This window comes from Mariprofundus aestuarium, from assembly GCF_002795805.1.
Classification (GTDB): Bacteria; Pseudomonadota; Zetaproteobacteria; order Mariprofundales; family Mariprofundaceae; genus Mariprofundus; species Mariprofundus aestuarium.
Window position 1 is genome coordinate 2,088,620 of sequence record NZ_CP018799.1, and the last position, 23,400, is coordinate 2,112,019.

Consider the following 23,400-nt stretch of genomic DNA (forward strand, 5'->3'; position numbering starts at 1 on the left):
TATCGCGCAGCATAGATCAACACCCATTGATCTAATCTGCTTGCTTCTCCGGAAGCGCCGCTACATCGGCCAGCTTCGCACACAGGTCGCCTATCTGCTCAGTCGATAACGGTCCTGAATCCTTATCCGCAATGAAGAACACATCGACAGCCCGCTCACCAAATGTCGAGACTGATGCTCCATGCAGCGAATGGCCTTCACGCGCTATCGCATCAGCAAGCCGCGCCAGCAGACGCGGCTGATCGGCGGTAGAAACCTCGATTGCTGTTGCCCGGAACGACGCCTTGGGCAACTCGCGTACACGCACCGGCACATTGCGCATCAATACATTCACCTTAAACCTACTATCGATCACAAGTTTCGGCATGCTTTCAGCTTCCAGCAGGTCACGAATCCTGATTTCAAGCCGTTCCAGATCGGTCCCCACATTAAATGGGGCTCCTTTCGGCCCTTGCAGGTGAAACACATCCAGCACCCGTCCATCGCTGAGCATATAGGCCTGTGCGGCCAGAATACTGGCATGGCCTGAGGTCAGCGCTGCTGCCAGCGCTGCAAACAGGCCCGTACGTGGGCGCGCCACGATATAAAAGAGCGTTTCGCTGCGATCATTATCCACCCAGTACTTCACCGCATTGCCATCGGAATCGGCAATCAGCGGCACAATATCCGTCAACTGGCGCGGAGGGAAATGCATAACGCACTGCCGCGACATACACTCCAGCGCTCCCCTTATAACAGCTTCGTCGCCATCCTTCACGCTATTGAGAACAGACTGAACTCGTGTCTGATAGAGCCGCTCGGCGGTTTCACTAACCGTCTCATCACTATCGAAATAACTGACTGTCAGGCGGTATAGCTCTGTCAGCAATGATCCCTTCCAATCATTCCAGACGGTGGGACCGACCGCCGCAATATCCGCAACAGTCAGAAGCAAAAGGTATTGCAACCTGCTCTGGTTACCTACCCGCTCGGCAAAAGCCCGCACCACCTCAGGGTCTGAGAGGTCGAAACGCTGACTCTTCACTGCCATCAACAGGTGCTCCCTGACCAGCCACTCCACCAAATCCACTGCATCCAGGTCGAGTTGCATCCTTTCGCAAAATTTACGCGCCAGTTTCGCCCCTTCTACAGAGTGATCCCCCGGCATACCTTTTGCAATATCGTGAAATATCAGTGCGATATAGAGCAACTCAGGGCGATTTATCTTATGACAGACTTCATGTGCCAGAGGGAGTCGGATATAGCGATCGCGATGGAAGAAGTTGCGCGCTTCACCTACTGCACGGAGCGTGTGCTCATCGACGGTAAAGGCGTGGTACTGGTTAAACTGCCCCAACCCCACCACCTCCCGGAATTCCGGGATAAAGCGGCCCAATACGCCGGTATCGTTCATCAGTTTCAGCGTCCAGTGCACATTGCGCTTGCTGCGAAGAATTTTCATGAAAACACGCTGTGCTGTCGGATCATCTCGCATCGCGTCATCGATCAGAAGCACGTCAGCACGAATCTGGCGAAGCGCACGACTGGAAAGGTGACGCTTACCCTTCTGTGACTCACGGAAAATTCGCAACAGCAGTAAAGGCTCCGCTCTAAAGACGCCATCATCGGCAATACTTAGCCGCTTACCCTCGAGGACAAATCCGTGACCGACAGCTTTGGTAAAAGAGAAACGTTTTGGATTGAGCTGCTCGGTAAAGTGCATGTAGAGCAGACCGGAGACACGAGATATGCGCCCGACATAACGAAAGTAATCCTTCATGAAAGCATCAACTGCCGGCCTGTGCGACGCCGCTTGATACCCCATTCGCTCGGCCAGAATGGCCTGTTGCTCATAGCCAAGACGATCGGATGGACGCCTCATTTCCAGATGCAGACCCGTACGGCAGCGCCAGAGAAAATCCTGACCACCTAACAGGTGGTCACGCTCTCGAGGCGAAATCGCTCCTTTCTCCACCAGCCCTGCAATATCATCGCAGCCGTACCAGGCCTTGGCGATCCAGAACACCGCCTGGACATCTCGCAGTCCGCCCTTCCCCTCTTTAATGTCGGGTTCCATCCAGAATGCTGTACCGCCAGTGCGCCGGTGCCGCTCCTCTACCTCGGCTAGTTTTGCCTCGACAAAGGCTTTGCGCCTCTTCTTGAAAAACTTTTCCAGCCCCTTCTGCAGATCTTCGTAGCGTTCTCCCGAACCGGTCAACAGGCGCGCCTCGGATGCTGCCGTGGCACTGTTCCAATCCTCTTTCACATGATCAAGGCACTCTTTTACGCTGCGCACAGCATGGCCGATTTTCGCACCCAGATCCCACAGCGCGAGAAGGAAGGCCTGAATCTCCGCCTCAACCTCCTGCGGACACTGCTCAGCGACCAGAAACCAGAGGTCCCAGTCCGATTTCGGAGCCAGTTCACCACGCCCATTACCCCCCACCAGCACCAGATCAACACAGCCGGCTGCCGTTGGTGCCTTCTGCTTCCAGAGGCGAATCAGCAACTCATCGACACCGCTGCACATCAGACGAGTCAGCTCTCTACCGCTCACCCCCGCATTAAATGCGGCGGCTACAGTCTCATTCAGCGCCTGAAGCTCTTTTCTTTCGTCCAAAGCTATTTACCGCAGCGATAGACATTAAAAGCCTGCTCGCCGTCGGTCACCTTGCTGACTGCAACAATCGTATCGCCGCTCATCTCGGCAGCACTGTTTTTTGCCATATTCTCAAGCTCACCGGACACCTGCTCCTCCGAGCGCGGGATAAATGCAACCTTATCCAGCACGGTAACGGTCACTTTACCAAGGTTCGCACATGCTTTTACCTGCTCGAAAGTTGCCACGGTAACCGTCGAACCCGCATCAGTCGCTTTCACCCATGGTGTGCAGCCACCCACCACCAACATAGCTACAGCAAAATATATCCACTCTGCTTTTCTCATGATTGCTCCACCTCTTTTTTCAATTGATCAAGCAGCAGTAGGGCATCTACAGGTCGCATTGATTCGACATCAGCATTGAGAAGGGTTTTCTCCAGCTCACGCAGTCGCTCCAGGTCACGCTCCTGCTGTTTTTTCTCGGCGACAGCAAATAGCCCCAACTGCGGCTTACCGCTCTCAGCCGCCAATTCTGATCCATGCTCAAGACGAAAAAGGTGCTCGCGCGCACGTTTAATCACCTCGCGAGGCAGCCCGGCAAGCTGGGCTACAGCGATACCATAGGACTGGTCTGCTGCATCCTCGATCACCTGATGCATGAATATCACCGATCCGTTCCATTCGCGCACAGTGACTGATGCATTAAATGCTGTATCAAAATCATCCGGCAGCTCAGTAAGCTCATGATAGTGCGTGGCAAACAGCGTCAGCACATCGGGTGAAGCAATCAGCCTTTCCGCCACCGACCATGCAATCGCCAATCCATCCCAGGTACTGGTGCCGCGACCAATCTCATCGACAATCACCAGCGAACGCGACTCCAGCTGATTGAGGATTGTCGCCGTCTCCATCATCTCGACCATGAATGTAGAACGGCCACTAGCCAGCTCATCACCAGCGCCCACGCGGGTGAAGATGCGCCGGGTCAACGGAATACGCGCCTCATCAGCGGGCACAAAACAGCCGGTATGCGCAAGCCATACAATCCACGCCACCTGACGCATATAGGTCGACTTGCCACCCATGTTAGGACCGGTCAGCAGCATAAACCGGCGATTCTTCAAATCCATATGCGTATCGTTGGCTACAAATGGATCGCTGCTACTGAGGAAACGCTCAACTACTGGGTGGCGACCGCCGACAAGCTTCATGCTGCGCCCACTGTGTACCTCGGGGCGCACATAACGGTAGCTCTTGGCCAGATATGCGAAACAGCTCAAGACATCGAGCCTTGCCACGGCATGAGCGGCCTTCTGAATCGCAGCTGCCGCACTACACAGCTTCCTGCGCAGCACCTCAACCAGCCCCTCTTCGCGATTTAGCGCAGCATCGCGAGCGCCGAGAATCTCCGACTCAAAGCTGTGCAGTTCATCGGTAATAAAACGCTCCGCATTCACCAGCGTCTGTTTGCGGACGAAATCAACCGGAGCATCTTTTGCCTGCGCCTTCGATATCTCAATAAAGTAGCCGAACACCTTGTTGTACTTCACTCGCAGGTTGGCAAGCCCTGTACGCTCTCGCTCCCGCGCCTCATATTCCCGCAGCCACGCATTGGCATCGCGAGCCAGCCCGCGCAGACGATCCAGCTCACTATCGAAGCCCTCGCGAATCACGCCACCATCACGGAATACCTGCGGTGGTGATTCGATGATGGCACCATCCAGCTCTTCCGCCAGTGACTCCAACCCCTGCATGGCAAACGCCATTTCAGCGAACAGGCCACTACGATCCCCGATCAGGGTATAGAGCTCGGGCAGTGCCGATATCGCCTCTGCAATACCACGGTAATCGCGCGGCGAGGCCCGATTCAACACGATGCGGGTCAACATCCGCTCCATATCGCGAACTCCGTTCAGTCTTTGGCGCAATGCAGTCTGCGTTTCCTGATCATCGAGCAGACTCTGCACGGCATTCTGGCGATCATTCAAAAGTGTAATATCCGTCAACGGCCTGTCGATCCATTCGCGCAAAAGTCTCGCCCCCATCGGGGTCTTCGTCTCATCGAGCACATGAATCAGACCACCCTTGGGGTCACCCGCCAGCGAGCAGTAGAGCTCCAGATTTCGTCTGGAACGCATATCGATACGCATCCCATTTCCCTGCTCAACAAACACAGGCAGTGAAAGGTGTTCAAGTGCACATTTCTGGGTCTGTCCGAGATAGACCAGCACAGCAGCAACTGCCGCCGCAGCCATGGCATGCTTTTCCAGATTCAGCGACTGCCAGTCACTGACGCCAAAATGCTGCTCCACCTGCTCACGCGCTACTGCTTCACTGAAACTCCAGTCCCCCGGGCGGTTAACCGGCGTGCTGTGCTGGGACTCATCATAAGTAGGCAGAAGCAGTTCCGCCGGTGCCATCACAGCCAGCTGCTCCTCCAGCAGAAGATCTCCGCTGCCTTCGAGCAGCCGCCAGTGACCACATGAAAGGTCGACTGCCGCCAGCCCCCACTTCTCGCCCTTTCGGTAGCAGGCAACAAGTGGTGCGGAGCGCGACTGATCCAGTAGCTCCGCTTCGGTAAGCGTGCCGGAGGTGACAACACGAACCACCTCGCGCCGAACCGGCCCTTTGCTGCCGTCCGGCAGCTCCATCTGTTCACACACCGCAACCCGTTTACCTGCAGCAACCAGTCGTGCCAGATAAACTTCGGCCTGATGCCACGGCACGCCCGCCATCGGGATGTCTTCGCCACCCGATTTTCCGCGTTTTGTCAGTGTGATATCGAGAATCTTTGACGCCTCTACAGCATCTTCGAAGAACATCTCGTAAAAATCGCCCATGCGATAAAAGAGAAGACAGTCCGAATGTTCGGATTTTATTTTCAGATACTGCTGCATCATGGGGGTGTGAGCCGTCTGACCCGTCGTCTTTGCCATGCCGCAATGTAGCACGCGATTTCACGATGCATAAGCTGTTTATAACTCTATTTGACAGATTTTATCAGGAAGTGCGTAAGCCCGGGAAATATGCGTTGAGAAGGGGAAGGGGGGGGATGCACATTTACCCGGGCCGTTTATCTTAAGCACTGCTGCTCTGGTATCTTTCAACGCCGCAACAGGGCAAAGCCTAGCCAGCCTCCGCATGTCAGAATGTGATCTGCATCATCATTTTCTGCGCCGCTTGCAAAGAAGCGCTTAAATGCTCCGGGCGTTGACTTCACAGTGCTTGCACCGGAGCGTTCTGGCATCTAAAAGGAAGGCCGATGAAGAGAACCCGAAACCAGATCCTGCTTTTTACCCTGCTAGTTGCCGCTGATCAGATCACCAAATGGTGGATCCAGCTGCCCGACTTTAAACCCTTTGTCGTTATCGACGGTTATTTCAACATCATTCGCGCCTACAATCCGGGCGTAGCCTTCTCAATGTTTTCTGATCTTCCTGACTCTCTGCGCATCTGGCTGCTGCTCGGTGTTACTATCGGCATTGCCGTGGCGGTTGTCTTCTGGTGGTGGCAGGAGCGCCGTCGCGCCGGCATCACCTCCTGGCTTCTGGTTCTGATTCTGGCAGGTGCAGTTGGTAACATCTGGGATCGCATGCAGCTGGGTTATGTTGTCGATTTTATTGACTGGTATGTGCGCAGCGGCGGCCAAGAGTATCACTGGCCTGCCTTCAACGTAGCAGATGCCTGCATCTTTATCTCTGTCGCCCTGCTTCTGATTACCAGTTTCAGGAAACACTGAACTTTTTTTTAACACCTCTGCTGAACAAAAGCTCTAGTCAGTCACTCCATGCCCCTTTATCAGGCAGCAGTAATTATAGCCTGATCAATAGTCGAGCGTGATTAATCACACCTCTTGTTTTTTCATCCGCATGTCCCTTCAAGTCTGACAAAACCATATCAAAGAATGTAATCGCTGCCTTCATCTCCTCTAACTCAAACTCATCGACACTATCGAATTTAGAGAGGTTCTTGACGATATAGAGCTTTTTAAACAGTGCAAAAGAGACAAACTGTTTCAGGAAGTGACTCTTATCCACACTCTCAGAAAAATGATGAATATCACTCTCATTAATACCCTCTTTTCCTTCCATCACCAGTTTCATCGCCACGGGGTACCTGCCACTTTTTACATAGCCATCCAGCAGTGCTTGAAACCCTCTGGCGTGCTTGATTCTTTCCAAATATTTATAAGCAAATGCGATGATTCCTGTAGAAAGGATCAATTTCATCTCTGTTTTTTCATCGATATGAAAAACCCTTAACGCATTGATCTCTTCCACTATCTCTCTGGCCAGATGTTCATTGTTTTCCATTGTAACAACCCCTGCATGTCCCATGTGATCACCTCAGCCGCCGTAACTTCTCAGCTATCCATATAGTAGATGAAGGTTTCACAGAGCCGATATAACACGATTGTGCTATGTGGTTAGAAATACTGGGCGGATTCACAGAGGTCTGGTCACTCTTTTTGGCATGGAAGCACAAGAGAGAGCAGTGTTCCACCACCCGGATTGTAGTCAAGTTTGAACGTCCCCAACAGCGTCTCACAACGCTGCCTCATGTTTTCAATACCTCTGCCCTGACGCACATCAGGGCTCATTCCCTGGCCATTATCTGCAACCTCAATGCGAACCATGCGGTTGCCATTGTCCCTGAAACCGGTGGTTCTTATCTCCACCCAGTCGGCGTCAGCATGGCGGATAATATTGGTAATCGCCTCCTGCAGGATGCGAACAAGATGAATGGAACAGCCTTTCTGCAATGACCAGCCGACAGGCAGTGTTTGCATATTCCACGATACAAATAGTGCGGAGGCTTTTAACTGATACTCCATGCGTGAACGAAGCATTCCCATGGTCAAACCGACATCATCACTCTCATCACCGACCGAATCGATCAGCAGGCGCATATCCAGTATCGCCTGATTCACCAGTTCGAGACAGAGTGAATTTTTGTCCGGATTGCCAGCAAGTATAGATTTAAGCGCAACCAGATGCCCCCCCATCCCATCATGCAGTTCGCGGGTGAATCGCTTTCGCTCATCAGCCAGAAGCTGAGCTCGTTCAAGTTGCCGCAGACGCTCCTTTTCCGCTTTCAACACGATGGGCTCCTCTGCCGCCTGCTCGTGCCATCATCAGCAGAGCAACGAAAAACAGTGGAGAACCATGGCCTACTCATTAAGTTTAATCAGCCCCAACTGGCAGGCTTCAAATACCGCCTCATTGCGGCTATGCACTTCCAGCTTCTGGTAGATATGGCGAATATGTGAAACAATGGTATGAGCGCTGAGATCCATGAGTGCTGCGATTTCCTCCCGCTTGAATCCGCGTGAAACCAGCTGCAACACCTCCAGTTCTCTGGGGCTTAACAGATCATTTTCGAGGCTTTCTGGAACCGTCGCCTGCAGGGGTTTTAGCGCGTTTAATATGAAACGCGCTATGGATGAACTGATCGGCGCATCACCGGCAAGCATCTCTATAATTAGGTCGCCAATATCATCCGGCATGGAGTCCTTGAGAAGGTATCCGGTTGCACCTGCCCTGATCGCTTCGATAACCCGGAATTCATCGGCAAACACAGTGATGACAATCGCCTCACTTTGCGGAAAACTATCCTTGAGGTGCCTGATCAGGTCAGCACCGTTCCCATCAGGAAGCCCGAGATCGACCAGCATAACATCAGGAGCTGCCTTAATATGCTCCAGCGCATCCCTGTAACATCCTACCGAACCACATAGAGACAGTTGATTATGCTTATGAATGGACCTCTCGAAATGAAGGCGCACATATTCATCGTCCTCAACAATCAGAACCCTTGGATGAATATTGTCCATCGAATTCACTGCTAGTTCACCCCTATGAAACCAAAGCACTGTTTATCAGTTATAGCAGAAAAAACGGTTTTTTCGAGGTTTCACAGTTTCTGAAGGGGTTTACATACGCGGTAGCTGGCGCTTTTTGATTATCTTGCGCTGCCGCACTGCTTCCAGTTACCCGCGTCAATCAGATTCAAAAGTTAGCCAGTCATGAATAGGAAATGGCATGGGCGAAAGAGTCCGGCAGGGGCATACCAAGTATATGATTAAACCACCCTGCTTCCTCACATGAAAGGCTTATTCTGTCTCCGTCTCAGGATCCACGTCAGCTTTAGATTTCGGCTTCCATCTCTTTTTACTAACCGGCCGCATGCGGATGCCGAACATCACCCGTGCCACATCCTTGAAGTGGCGGGCATAGTGAATAACCATCTCTTCGCGCACGCTCTCTGGAAGCTCATTCACATCCACCTCATTGGCAGCGGGTAAAATCACCTCTGAAATTCCCAGTCGCTTGGCAGCCAGCAGTTTTTCGCGCTCGCCACCAATCGGCAGCACATCTCCAGTCAGCGTCAACTCGCCGGTCATGGCAATCCGTTCCGGCGCTCTTCCAAGGGCCAACGACAACAGTGCGGTTGCTATCGCAACACCTGCTGATGGCCCGTCTTTAGGCACGGCACCCTCCGGCACATGCAGGTGGATAAAGGCACTGTCATAGAACTCTTCTGGTGCACCAAAACGTTTCAGGTTGGCCGTCACATAGGAGTAGGCAATCTCAACCGACTCCTGCATCACCTTGCCCAGCTGACCGGTTATCTTCATACCTCGGCGATCATGATGGGCGATGGTCACCTCCAGCGTCAGGGTAGTGCCACCCATCGCTGTCCAGGCAAGACCCGTAGCGAGGCCGACACCCTGTTTGATCGCCTGCTCACGGAAGCGCGGCTTGCCAACATAACCGGCAATATCGGCAACGCCGATTCGCACCGGAAACTCCATGTCGCCTTCGGTCACCTTTCGCGCCACCTTACGCAGAATCTTCTTCAGCAACCGCTCCAGAAGACGCACACCCGGCTCACGGGCATAATCCTCAACTAGATGTTTGAACACGCCTTTGGTCAGGGTCATCTCGCTGGACTTGATACCATGCTCACGCAACTGCTTGGGCCAGAGGTGTTTGCGTGCGATCTCGACTTTCTCGCTCGGCATATAACCGGCCAGATGAATGATCTCTGCACGATCAAGCAGCGGTCTGGGTACCGTATCGAGCTGGTTGGCAGTGAGTAGAAAGAGTATCTGCGACAGATCAAAGCGCACATCAAGGTAGTGATCCATGAAGTCGGAGTTTTGCTCCGGATCGAGCACCTCAAGCAGTGCTGAAGATGGATCACCGCGGAAATCGTTACCGATCTTGTCCACCTCGTCGATCATAATGACCGGATTGGCCACCTCGACACGTTTCAGCGCCTGCACAAGCTTGCCCGGCATGGCTCCGATGTAGGTGCGCCGATGCCCCTTGATCTCAGCCTCGTCACGCATACCACCCACCGAGAAACGGAAGAAGGGACGGCCGACTGCCTCGGCGATTGCCTTGCCGATCGAGGTCTTGCCTACGCCCGGAGGTCCAACAAAAAGGATGATCGAGCCGCCCACCTGTTTTTTACGCGCACCGACAGCGATAAACTCGAGGATACGGTCCTTCACATCGTCGAGACCGGAGTGATCCTTATTCAGTGCCCGGCTCGCCGCCTTCAGGTTATAGCGGTCACGGCAGGTGCGCCCCCACGGCAGGCAGGTCAACCACTCCAGATAGTTGCGGGTGACGGTGTACTCAGGCGATGCAGTCTCCAGCAGGGCCAACTTGTTCAGCTCCTCTTCAAAGGCATTGCCCGCCTCTTTGCTGAACTTCAGTTTTTTTGCCTTCTCCCTGAAATCATTGACCTCCTTCTCGCGCGGATCCTCATTCATTCCCAGTTCGCGCTGAATCTCATGCAGCTGCTCCTGCAGGAAAAAACGCCGTTGCTGGTCGGAAACGTGCTCATCGATTTTATCACGAATCTTACGTTGCACCTTGCTGACATTGAGCTCACGGTTGAGCAGCGTCACCACCTTCTTCAGCCGGTCGTAAATCTGATAGGTTTCAAGAATATCCTGCAGGTCTTCACGGCTGGCCGTGGTCAGGCTGGCAGCAAAATCGGCCAGCCGGTTGGGCTCATTGACATCAAAACGGGAGGCGAACAGGCGCAACTCCTCCTCATGCAGCGGGTTATGCTTAAGCAGCTCCTTGATCGTATTGATCACTGCAACGGTGTAAGCGCGCAGCTCGATATTATCCTCATAGGAAGTCTCTTCGCGGTAGACTGCCTTCACCCGGATTGGATGTTCATCGGAAACAAAGCTCTCGATACTGAATCGACTCAGGCACTCGACCACCAGGTGCAGACCATGCCCCTCAATCTCCACGGCCTTGGCAATACGAGCCACCACGCCGACCCCATAGAGGTTTTCCGGTTCATAAGGCTCATTCTCATCCCGAACCAGCACGAGTCCTACATACTGCTGGTGGCTTGATGCCAGCTCACGCACCACGTTGCCCATCTCCTCATTCTCGTAAACCAGCGGCACCACCAGGCCCGGGAAAAGCGGGCGGTTAGAGAGTGGTAATAGCGTCAACTGATCCGGAAACGCCTCATCGGTGCGGACCAGCGTTGTCTCGGTGGCTTCAACCTCATCAGTATCGAGGCTGTCGATTTCATCTAGAATTTCGGGGTCGTGGATATCGTCTGCTATCATAATAATTATTTAAGGTTATCCTCATCCTTTTTCAAGACTTGAATTCATACGCTAGCACCCCCACATTTAACCTGACAATAAAAAAAGGAGATTTCATGCGCGGCTTTAAAGGTATTTTCCTGCTCATCATCACCAATATTCTGATCTTTCTCACACTGGCGATCACCGGCACCATTCTCATTGACGTGGTTTTGCCGAACTTCGGCATCGACCTGCGCGGCAGTGTGACCACACTCGATTTCGCATGGGCGATGGTATTCGGCTTCGGCGGCGCCTTCATTTCGCTGTTCATGTCCAAGTTCCTGGCCAAGCGCGGCATGCGTATGCAGCAGATCACTGACCCTTCCACCCCCAAGGAAAAAGTCGTCTACAACACCGTCGCCGAACTGGCACAGCGTGAAGGCATCAAAATGCCGGAGGTCTGGGTTTACTGGGATGATGTTCCCAACGCCTTTGCCACCGGGCCGACCCGCAACAATGCCATGGTCGCCGTATCCTCAGGCCTTGCCATGAACCTCACTGATGAGGAGCTCAAGGCTGTGGTGGCGCATGAAGTCGGTCACATCAACAATGGTGATATGATGGCCACCACCCTGCTACAGGGGCTGATGAACACCTTTGTCTATTTCCTCGCCCGCATGATCTCCCGACCGTTGATGGAGCGTAATTACTGGCTCGGTTTCGCCGTATATATGGCACTGCAGTTCATGCTCTCGATTCTGGCCATGATCCCGATCTGTTGGTTCTCCCGCCGCCGCGAATTTCGCGCTGATGCCTATGCCGCAGATGCTGTCGGTGCCGCGTCCATGGCTTCCGCCCTGCAGAAAATCGAGGTTTTGGCTCAGCGAACGCTCAGCTCTGAACACCGGGAAGAGGGCATGAGTGAAGATGCACTGGCGACAATGAAAATTCACGGCCAGTCCAAAGGATTCTCACATCTGTTTGCCACGCATCCGCCAACAGAAGCACGCATTGCAGCACTGAGAAACCGGAAGTAATCAACCCTGCAACACGCCCAAAGGCGCGCCTGCCCGGCGCGCCTTTTTCTTGTACTGGCGATCTTTCAACTCTCTATCTATGATATGACCATGCAACATCAAACCGCAGCAATACTGGTCATTGGTAATGAGGTTCTCTCCGGGCGCACCCGTGAAGCCAATGCTTATTATGCTGCTGGTAGGTTTTTTGAATGCGGCTGCAAACTTGGTGAAGTGGCTATTATTCCTGATGAGCACGCAGCAATTATCTCGACACTCAACCGTCTGAGGGAGCAGTTCGATGCAGTCATCACCTCCGGTGGTATTGGTCCCACCCATGATGACATCACCATGGAGTCGATCGCAGCAGCGTTTAACGTCGAACTTATCGAACACAGCTTTATTGTTCAGGCCATGACTGAGCACTTTGGTGAAGAGGGCCTTAATGAGGGTCGGCGCCGCATGACCCGCGTTCCGCAAGGTTCCAAGCTAATCCGCTGTGAAAAGACGATCGCACCAGGTGCCCGCATCGGCAATGTCTACATTCTTGCCGGAGTTCCATATATCTTTGAATCACAGCTGGATTCAATTCTGGATCAGTTTGGTGATAGTCCCTTCCAGCGCATTGAGATTGAAGTGGAGCTTCCCGAAAGCCTCTTTGCCAAGCCACTCTCTTCCATTCAGGCACAGTTTGATGATGTCGAGATCGGCTCCTACCCAGGCCGCTGCGGCCCTAATCCCTGCGGAAAAATCTGTTTAAGCAGTCAGAATCCAGGCCGGCTGAAAGAGGCCGCCGATGCAGTTACATTGATGATAGAGGGCATTACGGATTAACAACCTGTTCACTCCTCCGAATGGATCTGAACTGGGATCCGGCGGGCACCGAAACAGTCGTGGAAAGCATCAAAGCACCCGGGGATTTTCATATCACACATAATGCAGTGTCCCTCATCTGTGAGCCTGTGCTCTGAAATTTCGTACCAGTCACGCACAATCAATCGGCTTCCACAACTTGGACAGAACGTCGTACCGCCCCTCTTATCGTGGGTATTACCGGTGTAAACATAGGTCAGACCTGCATCCATGCCGATCTTGCGGGCACGCGTCAGGGTAGCCTGAGGGGTCGGTTCAACATCATTCATTTTCCACGCGGGATAAAATGCGGAGAAATGGAGTGGCACATCCGGACCCAGGTTTTCTGCAACCCAGTCGGCAAGAGCGCGCAACTCCGCATCGCTGTCGTTATGCCCCTGAATCAACAGTGTTGTGATTTCAAACCAGACATCCGTCTCATGTTTAAGATATTTCAACGTATCTAGCACCGGTTTCAGATGGCCAACGCAGAGCTTGTGATAAAAGTCCTCTGTAAATGCTTTCAGATCAATATTGGCCGCATCGATATGGCTGAAGAACTCCCTTCTTGCTTCCGCGTGAATATATCCCGCCGTCACCGCTACGGTTTTGACATTGAGGTCATGGCAGGCTTTGGCTGCATCGACCGCATACTCAAGGAAGATCACCGGGTCGTTATAGGTAAAGGCGACACTCTTGCAGCCATACTCAACAGCAGTTCTGGCAATCGCTTCAGGACTGGCCTGATCACAAAGCCTGTCGAACTCGCGCGACTTGGAGATATCCCAGTTCTGGCAGAATTTACAGGCCAGATTACAACCTGCCGTGCCGAAGGAGAGAACGCTTGATCCGGGATAGAAATGGTTGAGCGGCTTCTTCTCGATCGGATCGATACAGAAGCCGGATGAACGCCCGTAGGTCGTCAAAACGATCTTCTCGTCTTCGCACTTACGTACGAAACAGAGTCCTCGCTGACCATCGTGAAGCTTGCAGTCGCGCGGACAGATATCGCACTGAATGCGGCCATCCTCAAGCTTGTGCCAGTAACGTCCGGGGAAGTGCGTGGTGATCATTGCCTTTCCGAAGATAGATCCTTTTCGCAGTATCGCTTCACCTGATATTTGAACAGCAGTACCTCAGGATGCCAGAATTCAGCTGAAAGCCCTGCCTTCGCCTTCAGGTGGCCCAGAAAATCAACCGGATCAGGCAACTGATCCCACACCTGCGGCAGGAAGGTCGCCTTGTACATACCGAACTTGAATACCACCCCGTCGATGCCGGGGCGCAGCTTGGAGATAGCAATATTCTCAGTGTAGGCATGCATCGCTTCCAACTCCGTAAGCACGGACACCTCAACCATCACATTGGAGAATTCTTCCATACTCAACGGCGGAAAGCGGGGATCCTCAAATGCAGCTGCACGGGCATTGGAGCGCACATCATCGATCATTGAACGGCGAGCCTCCAGCGAGCCGATACAGCCACGCAAAGCACCGTTTATCGTAAGCGTTACAAAGGCAGCAGCTGGCTCTTCCAGCCAGTCCTGACCAGAAGCAGCTGGCTCATCAAAGGGAACAGCCAGTTTTTTTGCAATCTCGGCGCGGGCAATGCCAATCAGGACTCTTCCCTTGTTTACCGATTCACTCATTCAATACCTCCTGCTCAAACCATACGATAGAAGCATAGCCGACCACGCGCATTTTATCTCCCGCCGTATCGCCCGAGTTTCGGCAATCGAGCAGACGGGGCAGCAGCCCATATTTTTCAGCCAGAATCAACAGAGCATTAATGCCGGTCGCGCCACAAGCCTGCTCATGATCAAGTGGCCCATTGAGCGCCAGAATCGCATCAACAGTAACACCGTCGATCGCATTGGCACTCTGGTAGTCGTGAAAATGGGAGAGGTCAGAGCTGATCACTATCAGCGTCTCCTCTTCATGCAGGAACGGCTCCATCACCTCGGAGACAGCCTGCGGCTCAACCATGCCGACACAGATCGGAAGCAGTTCGAAATCATCCAGCACCGTCTGCAGAAATGGCAGCTGCACCTCCAGCGAGTGCTCCTCTGCATGAGCCACATCGAAGGCTTGAACCTGGGTATGACCCAATGCGCGCCGAACAGCGTCCTGATCGACGGGAATATCCCCCAGAGGCGTCCGGTATCTATCGACCTCCGGAACTGCCATACCGTAAAAGCCAACCCGATGTGCAGGGCCGAGCAACACAACACGCTTGAACTGGGCTCCACGGATAGATTGGTAGGCAAAAGCTGCGGTCAGCCCCGAATAAACATATCCAGCATGGGGAACAATGATCGCTCGGGGAAGAGGCAGTCCGGTAGGCAACTCACGTTCGGCAATCGCCAACGATTGGAAAATCTGGGCAGTGAGTTCTTCCACTTCGAGCGGATAGAACAGACCTGCAACTGCGGCGGGACGAACGCTCATCTTCACCTCCGTAACCAACTCTAGTTTAGAAGCTAAAGCCGCAACTGTGAAGGCACCTTAGAGAGGTTTAAGTTTTACCGCCCCAAGTAGCATTCAGTTATTTGTACAGGTATGTAGTCTGAACGTACCAGCGTTGCTGAATCAAGGATGAGTACTGCATCGAGTTATCTTCGTTCTCCCGATGCTTCAGATTCATTAAGTCCTGCCCGACAAAACTGATTTCAAGTTCATCTGACGGCTTCCAGCCTGCACGCAGATCCAAACGGTGATGGCCGGTAACGTTGTTGTCTCGGAAAGGACCGTAAAAATAAAGGTTTGCATCAAGTTCCAGACTTCTCACAGGATTCCAACTTACCCCTGCATGGAATCTACTCTTAGGATCCTGCTCCCTATTTGAAATTACCGTCCACCGTGTTTCACCATCAGCAATCGGATAATCAACATAGTTCTGATGCAGATAGGTATAGGAGCCTTTGAAGGTCAAGTTAGGATTCGCTTCAATTCGAAAGCTTGCCTCGAACCCATCACCCTTGCCATTCAACACATTGGTCAGGTACTCCGGCACAATCGCCTGTGGTATAAGGGGGTTGGCCAGATTTCTGTCCTGCCAGGTATCTGGAACACCCTTATAGATCGTCTTGAAGGCTGCTACCTCAATCAGGCTTTTCTCGGTTGGACGTACGCGGGCACCAATTTCATATGTCTTCACATGCTCAGTCTGCGCCCTTCCATCGCCAATCTGCCTAACCAGGCAGGCCACTCTTGTCACTGGTGAAGTCCAGCAGCCGGAAGCTTTGCGATTCCACACCAAGCCATTCTCCATATCATTTGGCGTACGTGCTGATTTCGATGCAGAGGCCCAAACAGCCCAGTTATCATCAGAGGCAATGGCTCGAATACTCGGTTGAGGCTCCCACTTGGTGTAGGAGTTTTTCTCCATTTTTACGCCACCAATAATACGAAAATGACCATCGAAAAGAGAAAGTTCATCATTGATGAAAAAGGAGGTCAGGCCAGTGGTGCGTGATGGCATCTGAAACTGTGGCGTATTATCAAAATGGGAACGCAGCTTGCGCAGGTTCGTGCCTAAAGAGATATTTTGATTCAGCACATCGCTGAAATCGACCTGAAAATCGGCATCAAACGTCTCTTTTTTCTCGCGAATGATTCTCGTATGCACTTTATACTGGTCGTAAAACAGCTGCCCCTTGAGGCTGACATGTGGAACAAGTTCCTTCTCCATGCGGAGCACAAGGTTCTTACCACTGTATCCATTATCGCTGTTAGATAGATCAATAAAATTCAGAGGTGTCGGATTCGGCATCCAGTAACCAAGCTGCCCACTATGAATCTGATAGGCATCGCCATGCAGTGAAATATTGGTTGCTGCATCAGCCTGCCAGTCAAGGCGGAATCCATGCTGCTTCATGCGTCTAAAGTCATATGCATCAGTGGTCCCATTTAAAGACAAACCGCCATCGCGGGTCTCACGCATAGTATATAATCTGTAATCAAGGTTGCCGGTCTTGGCACCGTAGCTGATATTACCAAAGCCGGTTTCTTCAGTGCCTGTACCGGCAGTAACACGCAGCCCCTGAGCAGCTCCGGCGTGTTTAGTAATGATATTGATCACGCCATTCACGGCATTGGAACCCCAGATTGCGCCTCCAGGGCCACGCACCACTTCAATGCGTTCTATCTCTTCAAGAGGGTAGTTCTGAGCCACCCACCAGACACCTGAGAATGTAGTGTTATAGATAGGACGGCCATCGACCATTACCAATAGAAGGTCGGTCCAGAAATCGGTCTGGCCGCGAATTCCAATCTGAAACTGATTGGCGTTGGTCTGTGAAACCTGCAGACCCGGAGCCAGCCGTAGTGCATCTGGAATACTGCGCACACCAGACCGCCGTATATCATCGTTAGAGATAACAAACACGGCTCCGGCCGTCGACATATATCTCTCTTCACGCTTGGACAGTGTTGTTACTTTTACATTAACAAGCTCTTCAATGTTCATGGAGAGAAGGTCGTCGGTAGTATAGCGCTCTGCCGCCGCGGGCAGTGAGCAGGAAACTGCCACCAACAATAACAGCGATCCAAGCAGCCGCTTCCAGCAATACATATTGAGATCCATTTCCCCTCCCCACAAGGTGCCTTAAGCATTAGCCAAATCAATCAGTTTGACAAGTTCTTATTGCCCTACCATTCCGATAACAAAACAGCACTACCCCTTTTGAGTCCAGCTGCTCATCGCCTTATTTAAGGCCTTCATTGTAAACGGCTTCTGTAGAACACCGTTCGGCTGAACCGTCTCAAACTGTCCTGAAATACTCTCATTGCTATAACCGCTGCATATAAATACCGGCAGCGCTGCATCTACCCCTCGCAGCCGCTCCAGTGTTTCCTTGCCCCCCATTCTGGGCATGGTCATATCCAGAAGAACTAGGTCAATCTCTTCTCTGTGGCACATGTAGGTATTAAAGCCCTGTTCCCCATCAGGTGCCAGAAGCACCTTGCAGCCCAACTTATTCAACAATCGTTCGACAACGCTTCTAACCATAACTTCATCATCAACCACGAGAACCGTGATTCCGCTTTCCGGAAGATTTGCTCCCTCCGCATTTTCATTTAAATGCGTAGTTGCTGCATGATCACTTACTGGCAGCAACACCCTGAAACGTGACCCTTTTCCTTTTTCACTGTCCACCTGAATAACCCCATCATGCGAACGAACAATTCCCAGCACAGCACTCATTCCCAAACCCCGCCCGGTAAACTTAGTGGTAAAGAATGGATCAAACATTTTATCCATCGTCTCTTCATCCATACCACATCCGTTATCAACCACTTCAAACAGGATATAGGCGCCGGGCTCTCGCCTCTCTTCAATAAACCCACTTCGCAGATCTTCGCTACCAGCCTGAATCAGGTCAGCAACAATGGTTATACTGCCCTGTCTATCTTTACCTATGCTTTCAGCTGCATTGGTCACCAGGTTCATTACAACTTGCTGCATCTGTGTTTTGTCCGCATATACCTCGGGCAATGTGTTGGGCAACTCAAGTTTCAAAGAGATGTTTTTAGAAACCGACACATCAATCAGCTGAATGGTCTCCTCAACAAGCGCTGTCATATTCACATCGCTTCGCAGGCATGCCCCCTGGCCGGAATAGGCCAGCATCTGCGTGCACAGGTCAGCAGCCCGAAGGCTACTGGTTACAATGTTTTTCAACTCCTTATCTACCGGAAGATTCTCCAAAACATTCAACTCGGCCAACTCGGCATTACCCATTATCCCGGCCAGAATATTATTAAAATCGTGAGCGATACCACCAGCCAGTACACCGAGTGACTCAAGCCGTTGCACGTGAGCCATAGTCTCCTCCAAAGCCTGCTTCCGCTCCTCAGCCTGAACCAGCAAGGTGATATCACGAATCACACCCTCTATCCCAACCACCTTCTGCTGTTGATCCATGATCAGATGAGCAGATATAGAGGTCCACAGTTCAAAGCCATCCTTATGCTTCAGCTGAACCTTATGATTCATCAACACACCATCAGTTTCTGCCAAAGCAGCTGCGGCCAGAGAAAAGTCACAGCCATCAACCCAAAGCGCTTCCAATGGCATGCCGGTCACCTGTTCAGCTGAATAGCCGAGCAGAGAGTGGACAGAGTTCGAAGCCCAGACAACTACTCCATCTGAGGATAGGCGGTAGTAGGTATCAAGCATGTTATCCAGTGTTGATTGCAACTCATCCCGGGTCTGCCTGAGTTCCTGCGTCCTTTCAGAAACCTGCTCTTCCAATCTCTTCTCGATTCTCTTCTGATCTGTAATATCAACAAAAGCACTAAACAGCGCAGCTTCTCCTTCAAATGTTATCTGGCTCATAGAGAGCGAAATCCACAACGGTGCACCGTCCCTTCTTACAGCCGCCATCTCCAAGCCAACAAATGAACCTGTATCCATCAGTTTCTTAAGCAGTTTCGGCCGGTCTTCCGGATGTCGGTAAAAGTCCAGCGTATGAACGTCTTCTGTTGCATGAATATCAATACCTAGTAATTGGGCTGCCGCACCGTTATAGAACAGCACCTGACCGTCACTTTGCCGGCTGATCACGACAGGCATCGGAGCAAGCTCGACAATATTGCGAAAGCGCTGCTCGCTCTCTTTCAGCTGTTTGTGCTTCTCTTCAATGGTATTGAAACTATTCTGAACCTCTTCGGCCATCTGGTTAAAGCCAACCAGAAGATCTTCGGTCTCCCTGTTATATGACCTGCTATCAACCCTTAGCGAATAATCACGACCTTCCCCCATCTCTCGCATTAGCTGCGCCAGTGAACTGATAGGGGTAGCGATTTTTTTCTGTAGTCTGGATGCCAGCATAAGCCCCAGCATGAGACAGCCTGCCATCACCACAACCACTGTGATCAAGCCGGCATACTGGCTCTCTTTCAGGTGATTGAGCCGGGACTCCAGGTAGATCACACCTACGGGCTCGCCTTTATGCGCAATAACCCTGAACAGACGTAGTCTGCCATCAGAAAAAGAACTACTCTGGCTAGCCTGGAAAGCAACCTCTTCTCCTCTGACTGCAGTGTCGTCTTCTGCAGCGTAGGTGAACAGACTATTGCCATCATTAGTGAACAATTTCACCAGAGAGACGTCCGGGTCGAATCGCATGGTTCGCAACAGCTCACCTGCCATGCGCTGATCGTTGAACATCAAAGCGGGCCTGGCTGCAGCACCGATGATGTCACTCTCAACAATCAGCACCCGTTCAGCCTCCTTCTCGAGCAACACCTGGTTATAACCGATCCACACGCCACCCATAATCAGAACGGTGAATCCAAGCGTTAATACGAAAAAGAGCTGGAGCTGATGTTGGATAGAAGTAGAAGACTTTCTATTCATTATCCCTCCCAACAATCTCACCCAATTGCAGAAGTTGCGCGCTGATATAGAGCCCAGCGTGCTTTACGGCCTGCACGTTGACGACAAAGGTAAGTTTTTTGTTGTGATATTTAATTTCGATCATTCCGCCCTGCTTGGCAAAGCCGGGAATGTCTGAAATGGTGAGAACAGGGCGGCCAGCTGCTAACTTGAGTAGCCGTTGATAATCACCACTATCTGATTTTCCGATAAACAGTGCTGAAGCACCCTGAACACAGGAATCTTTTGAACACGATTCAACACTTAAGCCAATCTGTTTGGCTACCGCTTTGTTCGCGATTGACTGCATGATGGAATGAACCTCAGAGTCATTGAGAACATTAAGCCTGACAGCTGACCCTCGCGATCGCGATGCATTGGCTAACTCAGGCCACTCTGTAAAACGGATAAAGTTAAAGATATAGGCTGACTTCAGGTCACTTGCACCTGCCCTGACTCGCTCAGCGGAGAAAGATGAATGCGCAGCGCAAACAGAAAGCAGCACAAGTCCCAGAAGACCGTAGACAAGCCGGGGAAAAGTTATGTTGCGCAGATCAAACAATCAGCGAGCCTTTTAACGCGGCCTGAGTCAGGTCACTAAAAAGCATTGGAGTTGCGAAGTACAATGCTTAATCTGATTTTAGATATAGCCACCGTGAGCTCCTTCAACGTAACATCGCTGTGCATCACAGAGCACTAAATCTATCCGTATCCAGAGGCTCTCTGCCTCGTTACTATAGTTGAAAGAAAATAAAACCCAAACTCAGAAAACTATGCCTGCCGAACCGGTATGCCCTGACTGGCGAGATAGCCCTTGGCTTCGGCAATGGTATAGGTGCCGAAATGGAATATCGAAGCGGCAAGCACCGCATCGGCATGCCCCTCTTTCAACCCTTCAGCCAAATGCTCCAGCGAGCCTACGCCACCGGATGCCACGACATTGGCACTGATCGCATCGGAAACCGCACGCGTCAGCGGAATGTCGTAACCGTTTTTGGTGCCATCGGCATCCATGCTGGTCAGCAGGATTTCACCCGCACCATAATCGGACATGCGTTTGGCCCACTCTACGGCATTAATGCCCGTTGGTTTTCTGCCGCCATGGGTGAAACACTCCCAGTGGTCATCCACGCTCTTGGCATCAACCGCCACAACAATCGTTGAAGAACCGAAACGCTCTGCAGCCTCTTTCACCAGTTCGGGTGTAAATATCGCCGCAGTATTGATCGAGACCTTATCGGCACCGGCATGCAGCAGGTTTTCAATATCGGAGAGCGCCTTCACGCCACCGCCAACGGTAAGCGGCATAAACACGTGCTCCGCCACCTCGGTAACCATGTGGTAAAGCGTATCGCGGCTTTCGTGACTGGCACGGATATCGAGAAAGGTCAGCTCATCAGCACCCTGCTGATCGTATTTTATTGCAGCCTCAACCGGGTCTCCAGCATCAATGATATCAACAAACTGAACACCTTTGACCACACGCCCGTGCGCCACATCAAGGCAGGGAATAATGCGTTTACTTAGCATCAGCCAAGCACTCGCATCGCTTCAGCGAAATCAATGCTGTTTTCGTAGATGGCACGACCGGTGATTGCACCGCAGATACCATCGTTTACAAACTTAGCACAGGCAGTTACGTCATCCATTTTTGACACGCCTCCGGAGACAATCACCGGAATTGAGATCGCACGCGCCAGATTCACCGTCTCCTCAATATTGGGGCCCGTCATCATGCCATCGCGGGCAATATCGGTATAAATAATCGATGCCACACCGGCATCTTCAAACTTGCGAGCCAGATCTATGGCCGTAACATCAGTAACATCGTCCCAACCGTGCACAGCTACCATGCCACCCTTGGCATCGATTCCGACACAGATCTGGCCGGGAAATGCCTTGCACGCCGCCTCCACCAGTGACGGGTTGGCCACGGCAATAGAACCCAGAATCACCCGGTTCACGCCGAGATTCAGCGTTCCTTCAATCATAGCAAGGTCACGCAGGCCACCGCCGAGCTGCACAGGAATGTGCAGCTCGGAACAGATCGCACGGATCGCTTCACGGTTGGCTGGTTTGCCAGCAAAAGCACCGTCAAGATCAACCACGTGCAAGCGCTTGGCACCGAGAGACTGCCAGTGAGCGGCCATTGCGCCTGGATCATCACCGTAGACGGTTGCGTCATCCATACGCCCCTGCTTTAGGCGCACACAGTGCCCCCCTTTCAGGTCTATTGCGGGAATTAATTCAAAACTATTTACGGATTCCATTGCAGGAATGCCTCCATCAGTGCCAGGCCTGCGCTCTGGCTTTTTTCCGGGTGAAACTGCACGGCCACAATATTGTCGCGACCGACTGCTGCTGCAAACGGGTAATTACCATAGGAACAGGCAGCCAGCAGATGATCGGGATTTTCAGGCATGCAGCAGTAGGAGTGAACATAGTAGACCTGTTTACCTGCCAGCGGTGACAGTACCGGGTGCTGTGGTTTCTCAGATGAAAAGATCACATCGTTCCAGCCCATATGCGGAATCTTAAAACCGCGTGCCGCATGATCCTCAGGAAAATGGGTGACAATCCCGGGAATCAACCCGAGACCCTTGTGGCGGCCAAACTCAAGCGACTGGTCCATCAACACCTGCATACCAAGACAGATCCCAAGAAACGGTTTACCGGCTGCAATTTCAGCCTTGATTGCAGCATCCATACCGCTCTCTTTCAGTGCCCCGATGCAGTCGCGGAATGCACCCACGCCTGGCAGTACAATGCGATCATAGTTTTTCAGTGATTCAGCATCAGAAACCAGCTCGACGTCACCGCCGGCTTTCTCCAGCGCTTTGGCCACCGAATGCAGGTTACCCATGCCATAATTTACTAAACCGATCATGTTCTGTTCCATACCTACTTTAAGAAGCTATTTCAAACGCCACACGACGTGGGGCGGGAGAGCCTTGCGAGCCCGTAAGCGAAGCAAGACCACGCTCTTGCAGAGCGATTTAAGGC

Annotated in this window: 19 protein-coding genes; 3 read left to right on the forward strand and 16 right to left on the reverse strand. The window is 52.1% G+C overall.

The window, feature by feature from the left end; all coding sequences use genetic code 11:
- Nucleotides 1–31: 31 nt before the first annotated feature.
- The 3 genes from glnD to mutS are packed head-to-tail and all read right to left on the reverse strand — an operon-like array spanning nt 32 to nt 5,516.
- Entirely contained in the window at nt 32–2,599 is a 2,568-nt protein-coding gene (glnD, locus tag Ga0123461_RS10100; protein ID WP_100278220.1) for a [protein-PII] uridylyltransferase, read from the reverse strand.
- Nucleotides 2,600–2,601: 2 nt separating this feature from the next.
- Nucleotides 2,602–2,925, reverse strand: coding sequence for a DUF4156 domain-containing protein (locus Ga0123461_RS10105; protein ID WP_100278221.1), 324 nt, complete (start codon nt 2,923–2,925; stop codon nt 2,602–2,604).
- Complete coding sequence (gene mutS, locus Ga0123461_RS10110) at nt 2,922–5,516, reverse strand: DNA mismatch repair protein MutS (RefSeq protein WP_232710153.1); 2,595 nt, start codon at nt 5,514–5,516, stop codon at nt 2,922–2,924. Before mutS ends, Ga0123461_RS10105 begins: the two co-directional genes overlap by 4 nt.
- Nucleotides 5,517–5,842: 326 nt before the next feature.
- Here mutS and lspA point away from each other — a divergent pair, with 326 nt between their 5' ends.
- Nucleotides 5,843–6,319, forward strand: coding sequence for a signal peptidase II (gene lspA, locus Ga0123461_RS10115; RefSeq protein ID WP_100278223.1), 477 nt, complete (start codon nt 5,843–5,845; stop codon nt 6,317–6,319).
- A 73-nt stretch (nt 6,320–6,392) separates the two neighbouring features.
- Here lspA and Ga0123461_RS10120 read toward each other — a convergent pair whose 3' ends face one another.
- The 4 genes from Ga0123461_RS10120 to lon all read right to left on the reverse strand — a co-directional run bounded on the left by Ga0123461_RS10120 (nt 6,393) and on the right by lon (nt 11,188).
- A complete protein-coding gene (locus Ga0123461_RS10120; RefSeq protein ID WP_100278224.1) occupies nt 6,393–6,893 on the reverse strand; it encodes a hypothetical protein in 501 nt (166 codons plus the stop codon).
- Nucleotides 6,894–7,039: 146 nt separating this feature from the next.
- Nucleotides 7,040–7,681 (reverse strand): sensor histidine kinase, encoded by a 642-nt coding sequence (locus tag Ga0123461_RS10125; protein WP_100278225.1) that lies wholly within the window; start codon nt 7,679–7,681, stop codon nt 7,040–7,042.
- Nucleotides 7,682–7,750: 69 nt separating this feature from the next.
- Nucleotides 7,751–8,413: a response regulator gene (locus Ga0123461_RS10130; protein WP_100278226.1), complete on the reverse strand. Its 663-nt coding sequence runs from the start codon at nt 8,411–8,413 to the stop codon at nt 7,751–7,753.
- 279 nt (nt 8,414–8,692) lie between these two features.
- Nucleotides 8,693–11,188, reverse strand: a complete 2,496-nt coding sequence (gene lon / locus Ga0123461_RS10135) for an endopeptidase La (RefSeq protein ID WP_100278227.1) — start codon at nt 11,186–11,188, stop codon at nt 8,693–8,695.
- Nucleotides 11,189–11,283: 95 nt separating this feature from the next.
- Between lon and htpX the strand changes: the two genes are divergently transcribed.
- Nucleotides 11,284–12,186 carry a protease HtpX gene (htpX, locus tag Ga0123461_RS10140; protein ID WP_100278228.1) on the forward strand — a complete coding sequence of 301 codons (903 nt, stop codon included), beginning with the start codon at nt 11,284–11,286 and terminating at the stop codon, nt 12,184–12,186.
- A gap of 90 nt (nt 12,187–12,276) precedes the next feature.
- Entirely contained in the window at nt 12,277–12,999 is a 723-nt protein-coding gene (locus tag Ga0123461_RS10145; RefSeq protein ID WP_100278229.1) for a competence/damage-inducible protein A, read from the forward strand.
- Between the two features lie 8 nt (nt 13,000–13,007).
- Here Ga0123461_RS10145 and amrS read toward each other — a convergent pair whose 3' ends face one another.
- From amrS to hisH, 9 genes are all read right to left on the reverse strand, one after another.
- Nucleotides 13,008–14,090 (reverse strand): AmmeMemoRadiSam system radical SAM enzyme, encoded by a 1,083-nt coding sequence (gene amrS / locus Ga0123461_RS10150; RefSeq protein WP_100278230.1) that lies wholly within the window; start codon nt 14,088–14,090, stop codon nt 13,008–13,010.
- Complete coding sequence (gene amrA, locus Ga0123461_RS10155) at nt 14,087–14,665, reverse strand: AmmeMemoRadiSam system protein A (RefSeq protein WP_100278231.1); 579 nt, start codon at nt 14,663–14,665, stop codon at nt 14,087–14,089. Before amrA ends, amrS begins: the two co-directional genes overlap by 4 nt.
- Nucleotides 14,658–15,464: an AmmeMemoRadiSam system protein B gene (gene amrB / locus Ga0123461_RS10160; RefSeq protein WP_100278232.1), complete on the reverse strand. Its 807-nt coding sequence runs from the start codon at nt 15,462–15,464 to the stop codon at nt 14,658–14,660. The genes amrA and amrB overlap by 8 nt, the downstream gene beginning before the upstream one ends.
- A gap of 97 nt (nt 15,465–15,561) precedes the next feature.
- Nucleotides 15,562–17,601: a TonB-dependent receptor plug domain-containing protein gene (locus Ga0123461_RS10165; protein ID WP_100278233.1), complete on the reverse strand. Its 2,040-nt coding sequence runs from the start codon at nt 17,599–17,601 to the stop codon at nt 15,562–15,564.
- 90 nt (nt 17,602–17,691) lie between these two features.
- Nucleotides 17,692–20,379, reverse strand: coding sequence for a PAS domain S-box protein (locus Ga0123461_RS10170; RefSeq protein ID WP_100278234.1), 2,688 nt, complete (start codon nt 20,377–20,379; stop codon nt 17,692–17,694).
- Entirely contained in the window at nt 20,372–20,902 is a 531-nt protein-coding gene (locus Ga0123461_RS10175) for a YfiR family protein (protein ID WP_100278789.1), read from the reverse strand. Before Ga0123461_RS10175 ends, Ga0123461_RS10170 begins: the two co-directional genes overlap by 8 nt.
- Before the next feature lie 266 nt (nt 20,903–21,168).
- The gene (hisF, locus tag Ga0123461_RS10180; protein ID WP_100278235.1) at nt 21,169–21,927 is read right to left on the reverse strand and encodes an imidazole glycerol phosphate synthase subunit HisF; all 759 of its coding nucleotides are present in this window, start codon (nt 21,925–21,927) and stop codon (nt 21,169–21,171) included.
- Nucleotides 21,927–22,667, reverse strand: a complete 741-nt coding sequence (gene hisA, locus Ga0123461_RS10185) for a 1-(5-phosphoribosyl)-5-[(5-phosphoribosylamino)methylideneamino]imidazole-4-carboxamide isomerase (protein WP_100278236.1) — start codon at nt 22,665–22,667, stop codon at nt 21,927–21,929. Before hisA ends, hisF begins: the two co-directional genes overlap by 1 nt.
- Nucleotides 22,655–23,284: an imidazole glycerol phosphate synthase subunit HisH gene (gene hisH / locus Ga0123461_RS10190; RefSeq protein ID WP_100278790.1), complete on the reverse strand. Its 630-nt coding sequence runs from the start codon at nt 23,282–23,284 to the stop codon at nt 22,655–22,657. Before hisH ends, hisA begins: the two co-directional genes overlap by 13 nt.
- Nucleotides 23,285–23,400 lie beyond the last annotated feature (116 nt).

Bases quoted from the DNA above. Each gene is read 5' to 3' on its own strand.
- Ga0123461_RS10105 (WP_100278221.1), bottom strand. From the start codon at position 2,925: ATGAGAAAAGCAGAGTGGATATATTTTGCTGTAGCTATGTTGGTGGTG.
- mutS (WP_232710153.1), bottom strand. From the start codon at position 5,516: ATGGCAAAGACGACGGGTCAGACGGCTCACACCCCCATGATGCAGCAG.
- lspA (WP_100278223.1), top strand. From the start codon at position 5,843: ATGAAGAGAACCCGAAACCAGATCCTGCTTTTTACCCTGCTAGTTGCC.
- Ga0123461_RS10120 (WP_100278224.1), bottom strand. From the start codon at position 6,893: ATGGAAAACAATGAACATCTGGCCAGAGAGATAGTGGAAGAGATCAAT.
- Ga0123461_RS10130 (WP_100278226.1), bottom strand. From the start codon at position 8,413: ATGGACAATATTCATCCAAGGGTTCTGATTGTTGAGGACGATGAATAT.
- lon (WP_100278227.1), bottom strand. From the start codon at position 11,188: ATGATAGCAGACGATATCCACGACCCCGAAATTCTAGATGAAATCGAC.
- htpX (WP_100278228.1), top strand. From the start codon at position 11,284: ATGCGCGGCTTTAAAGGTATTTTCCTGCTCATCATCACCAATATTCTG.
- Ga0123461_RS10145 (WP_100278229.1), top strand. From the start codon at position 12,277: ATGCAACATCAAACCGCAGCAATACTGGTCATTGGTAATGAGGTTCTC.
- amrS (WP_100278230.1), bottom strand. From the start codon at position 14,090: ATGATCACCACGCACTTCCCCGGACGTTACTGGCACAAGCTTGAGGAT.
- amrA (WP_100278231.1), bottom strand. From the start codon at position 14,665: ATGAGTGAATCGGTAAACAAGGGAAGAGTCCTGATTGGCATTGCCCGC.
- amrB (WP_100278232.1), bottom strand. From the start codon at position 15,464: ATGAGCGTTCGTCCCGCCGCAGTTGCAGGTCTGTTCTATCCGCTCGAA.
- Ga0123461_RS10165 (WP_100278233.1), bottom strand. From the start codon at position 17,601: ATGGATCTCAATATGTATTGCTGGAAGCGGCTGCTTGGATCGCTGTTA.
- Ga0123461_RS10170 (WP_100278234.1), bottom strand. From the start codon at position 20,379: ATGAATAGAAAGTCTTCTACTTCTATCCAACATCAGCTCCAGCTCTTT.
- hisF (WP_100278235.1), bottom strand. From the start codon at position 21,927: ATGCTAAGTAAACGCATTATTCCCTGCCTTGATGTGGCGCACGGGCGT.
- hisA (WP_100278236.1), bottom strand. From the start codon at position 22,667: ATGGAATCCGTAAATAGTTTTGAATTAATTCCCGCAATAGACCTGAAA.
- hisH (WP_100278790.1), bottom strand. From the start codon at position 23,284: ATGATCGGTTTAGTAAATTATGGCATGGGTAACCTGCATTCGGTGGCC.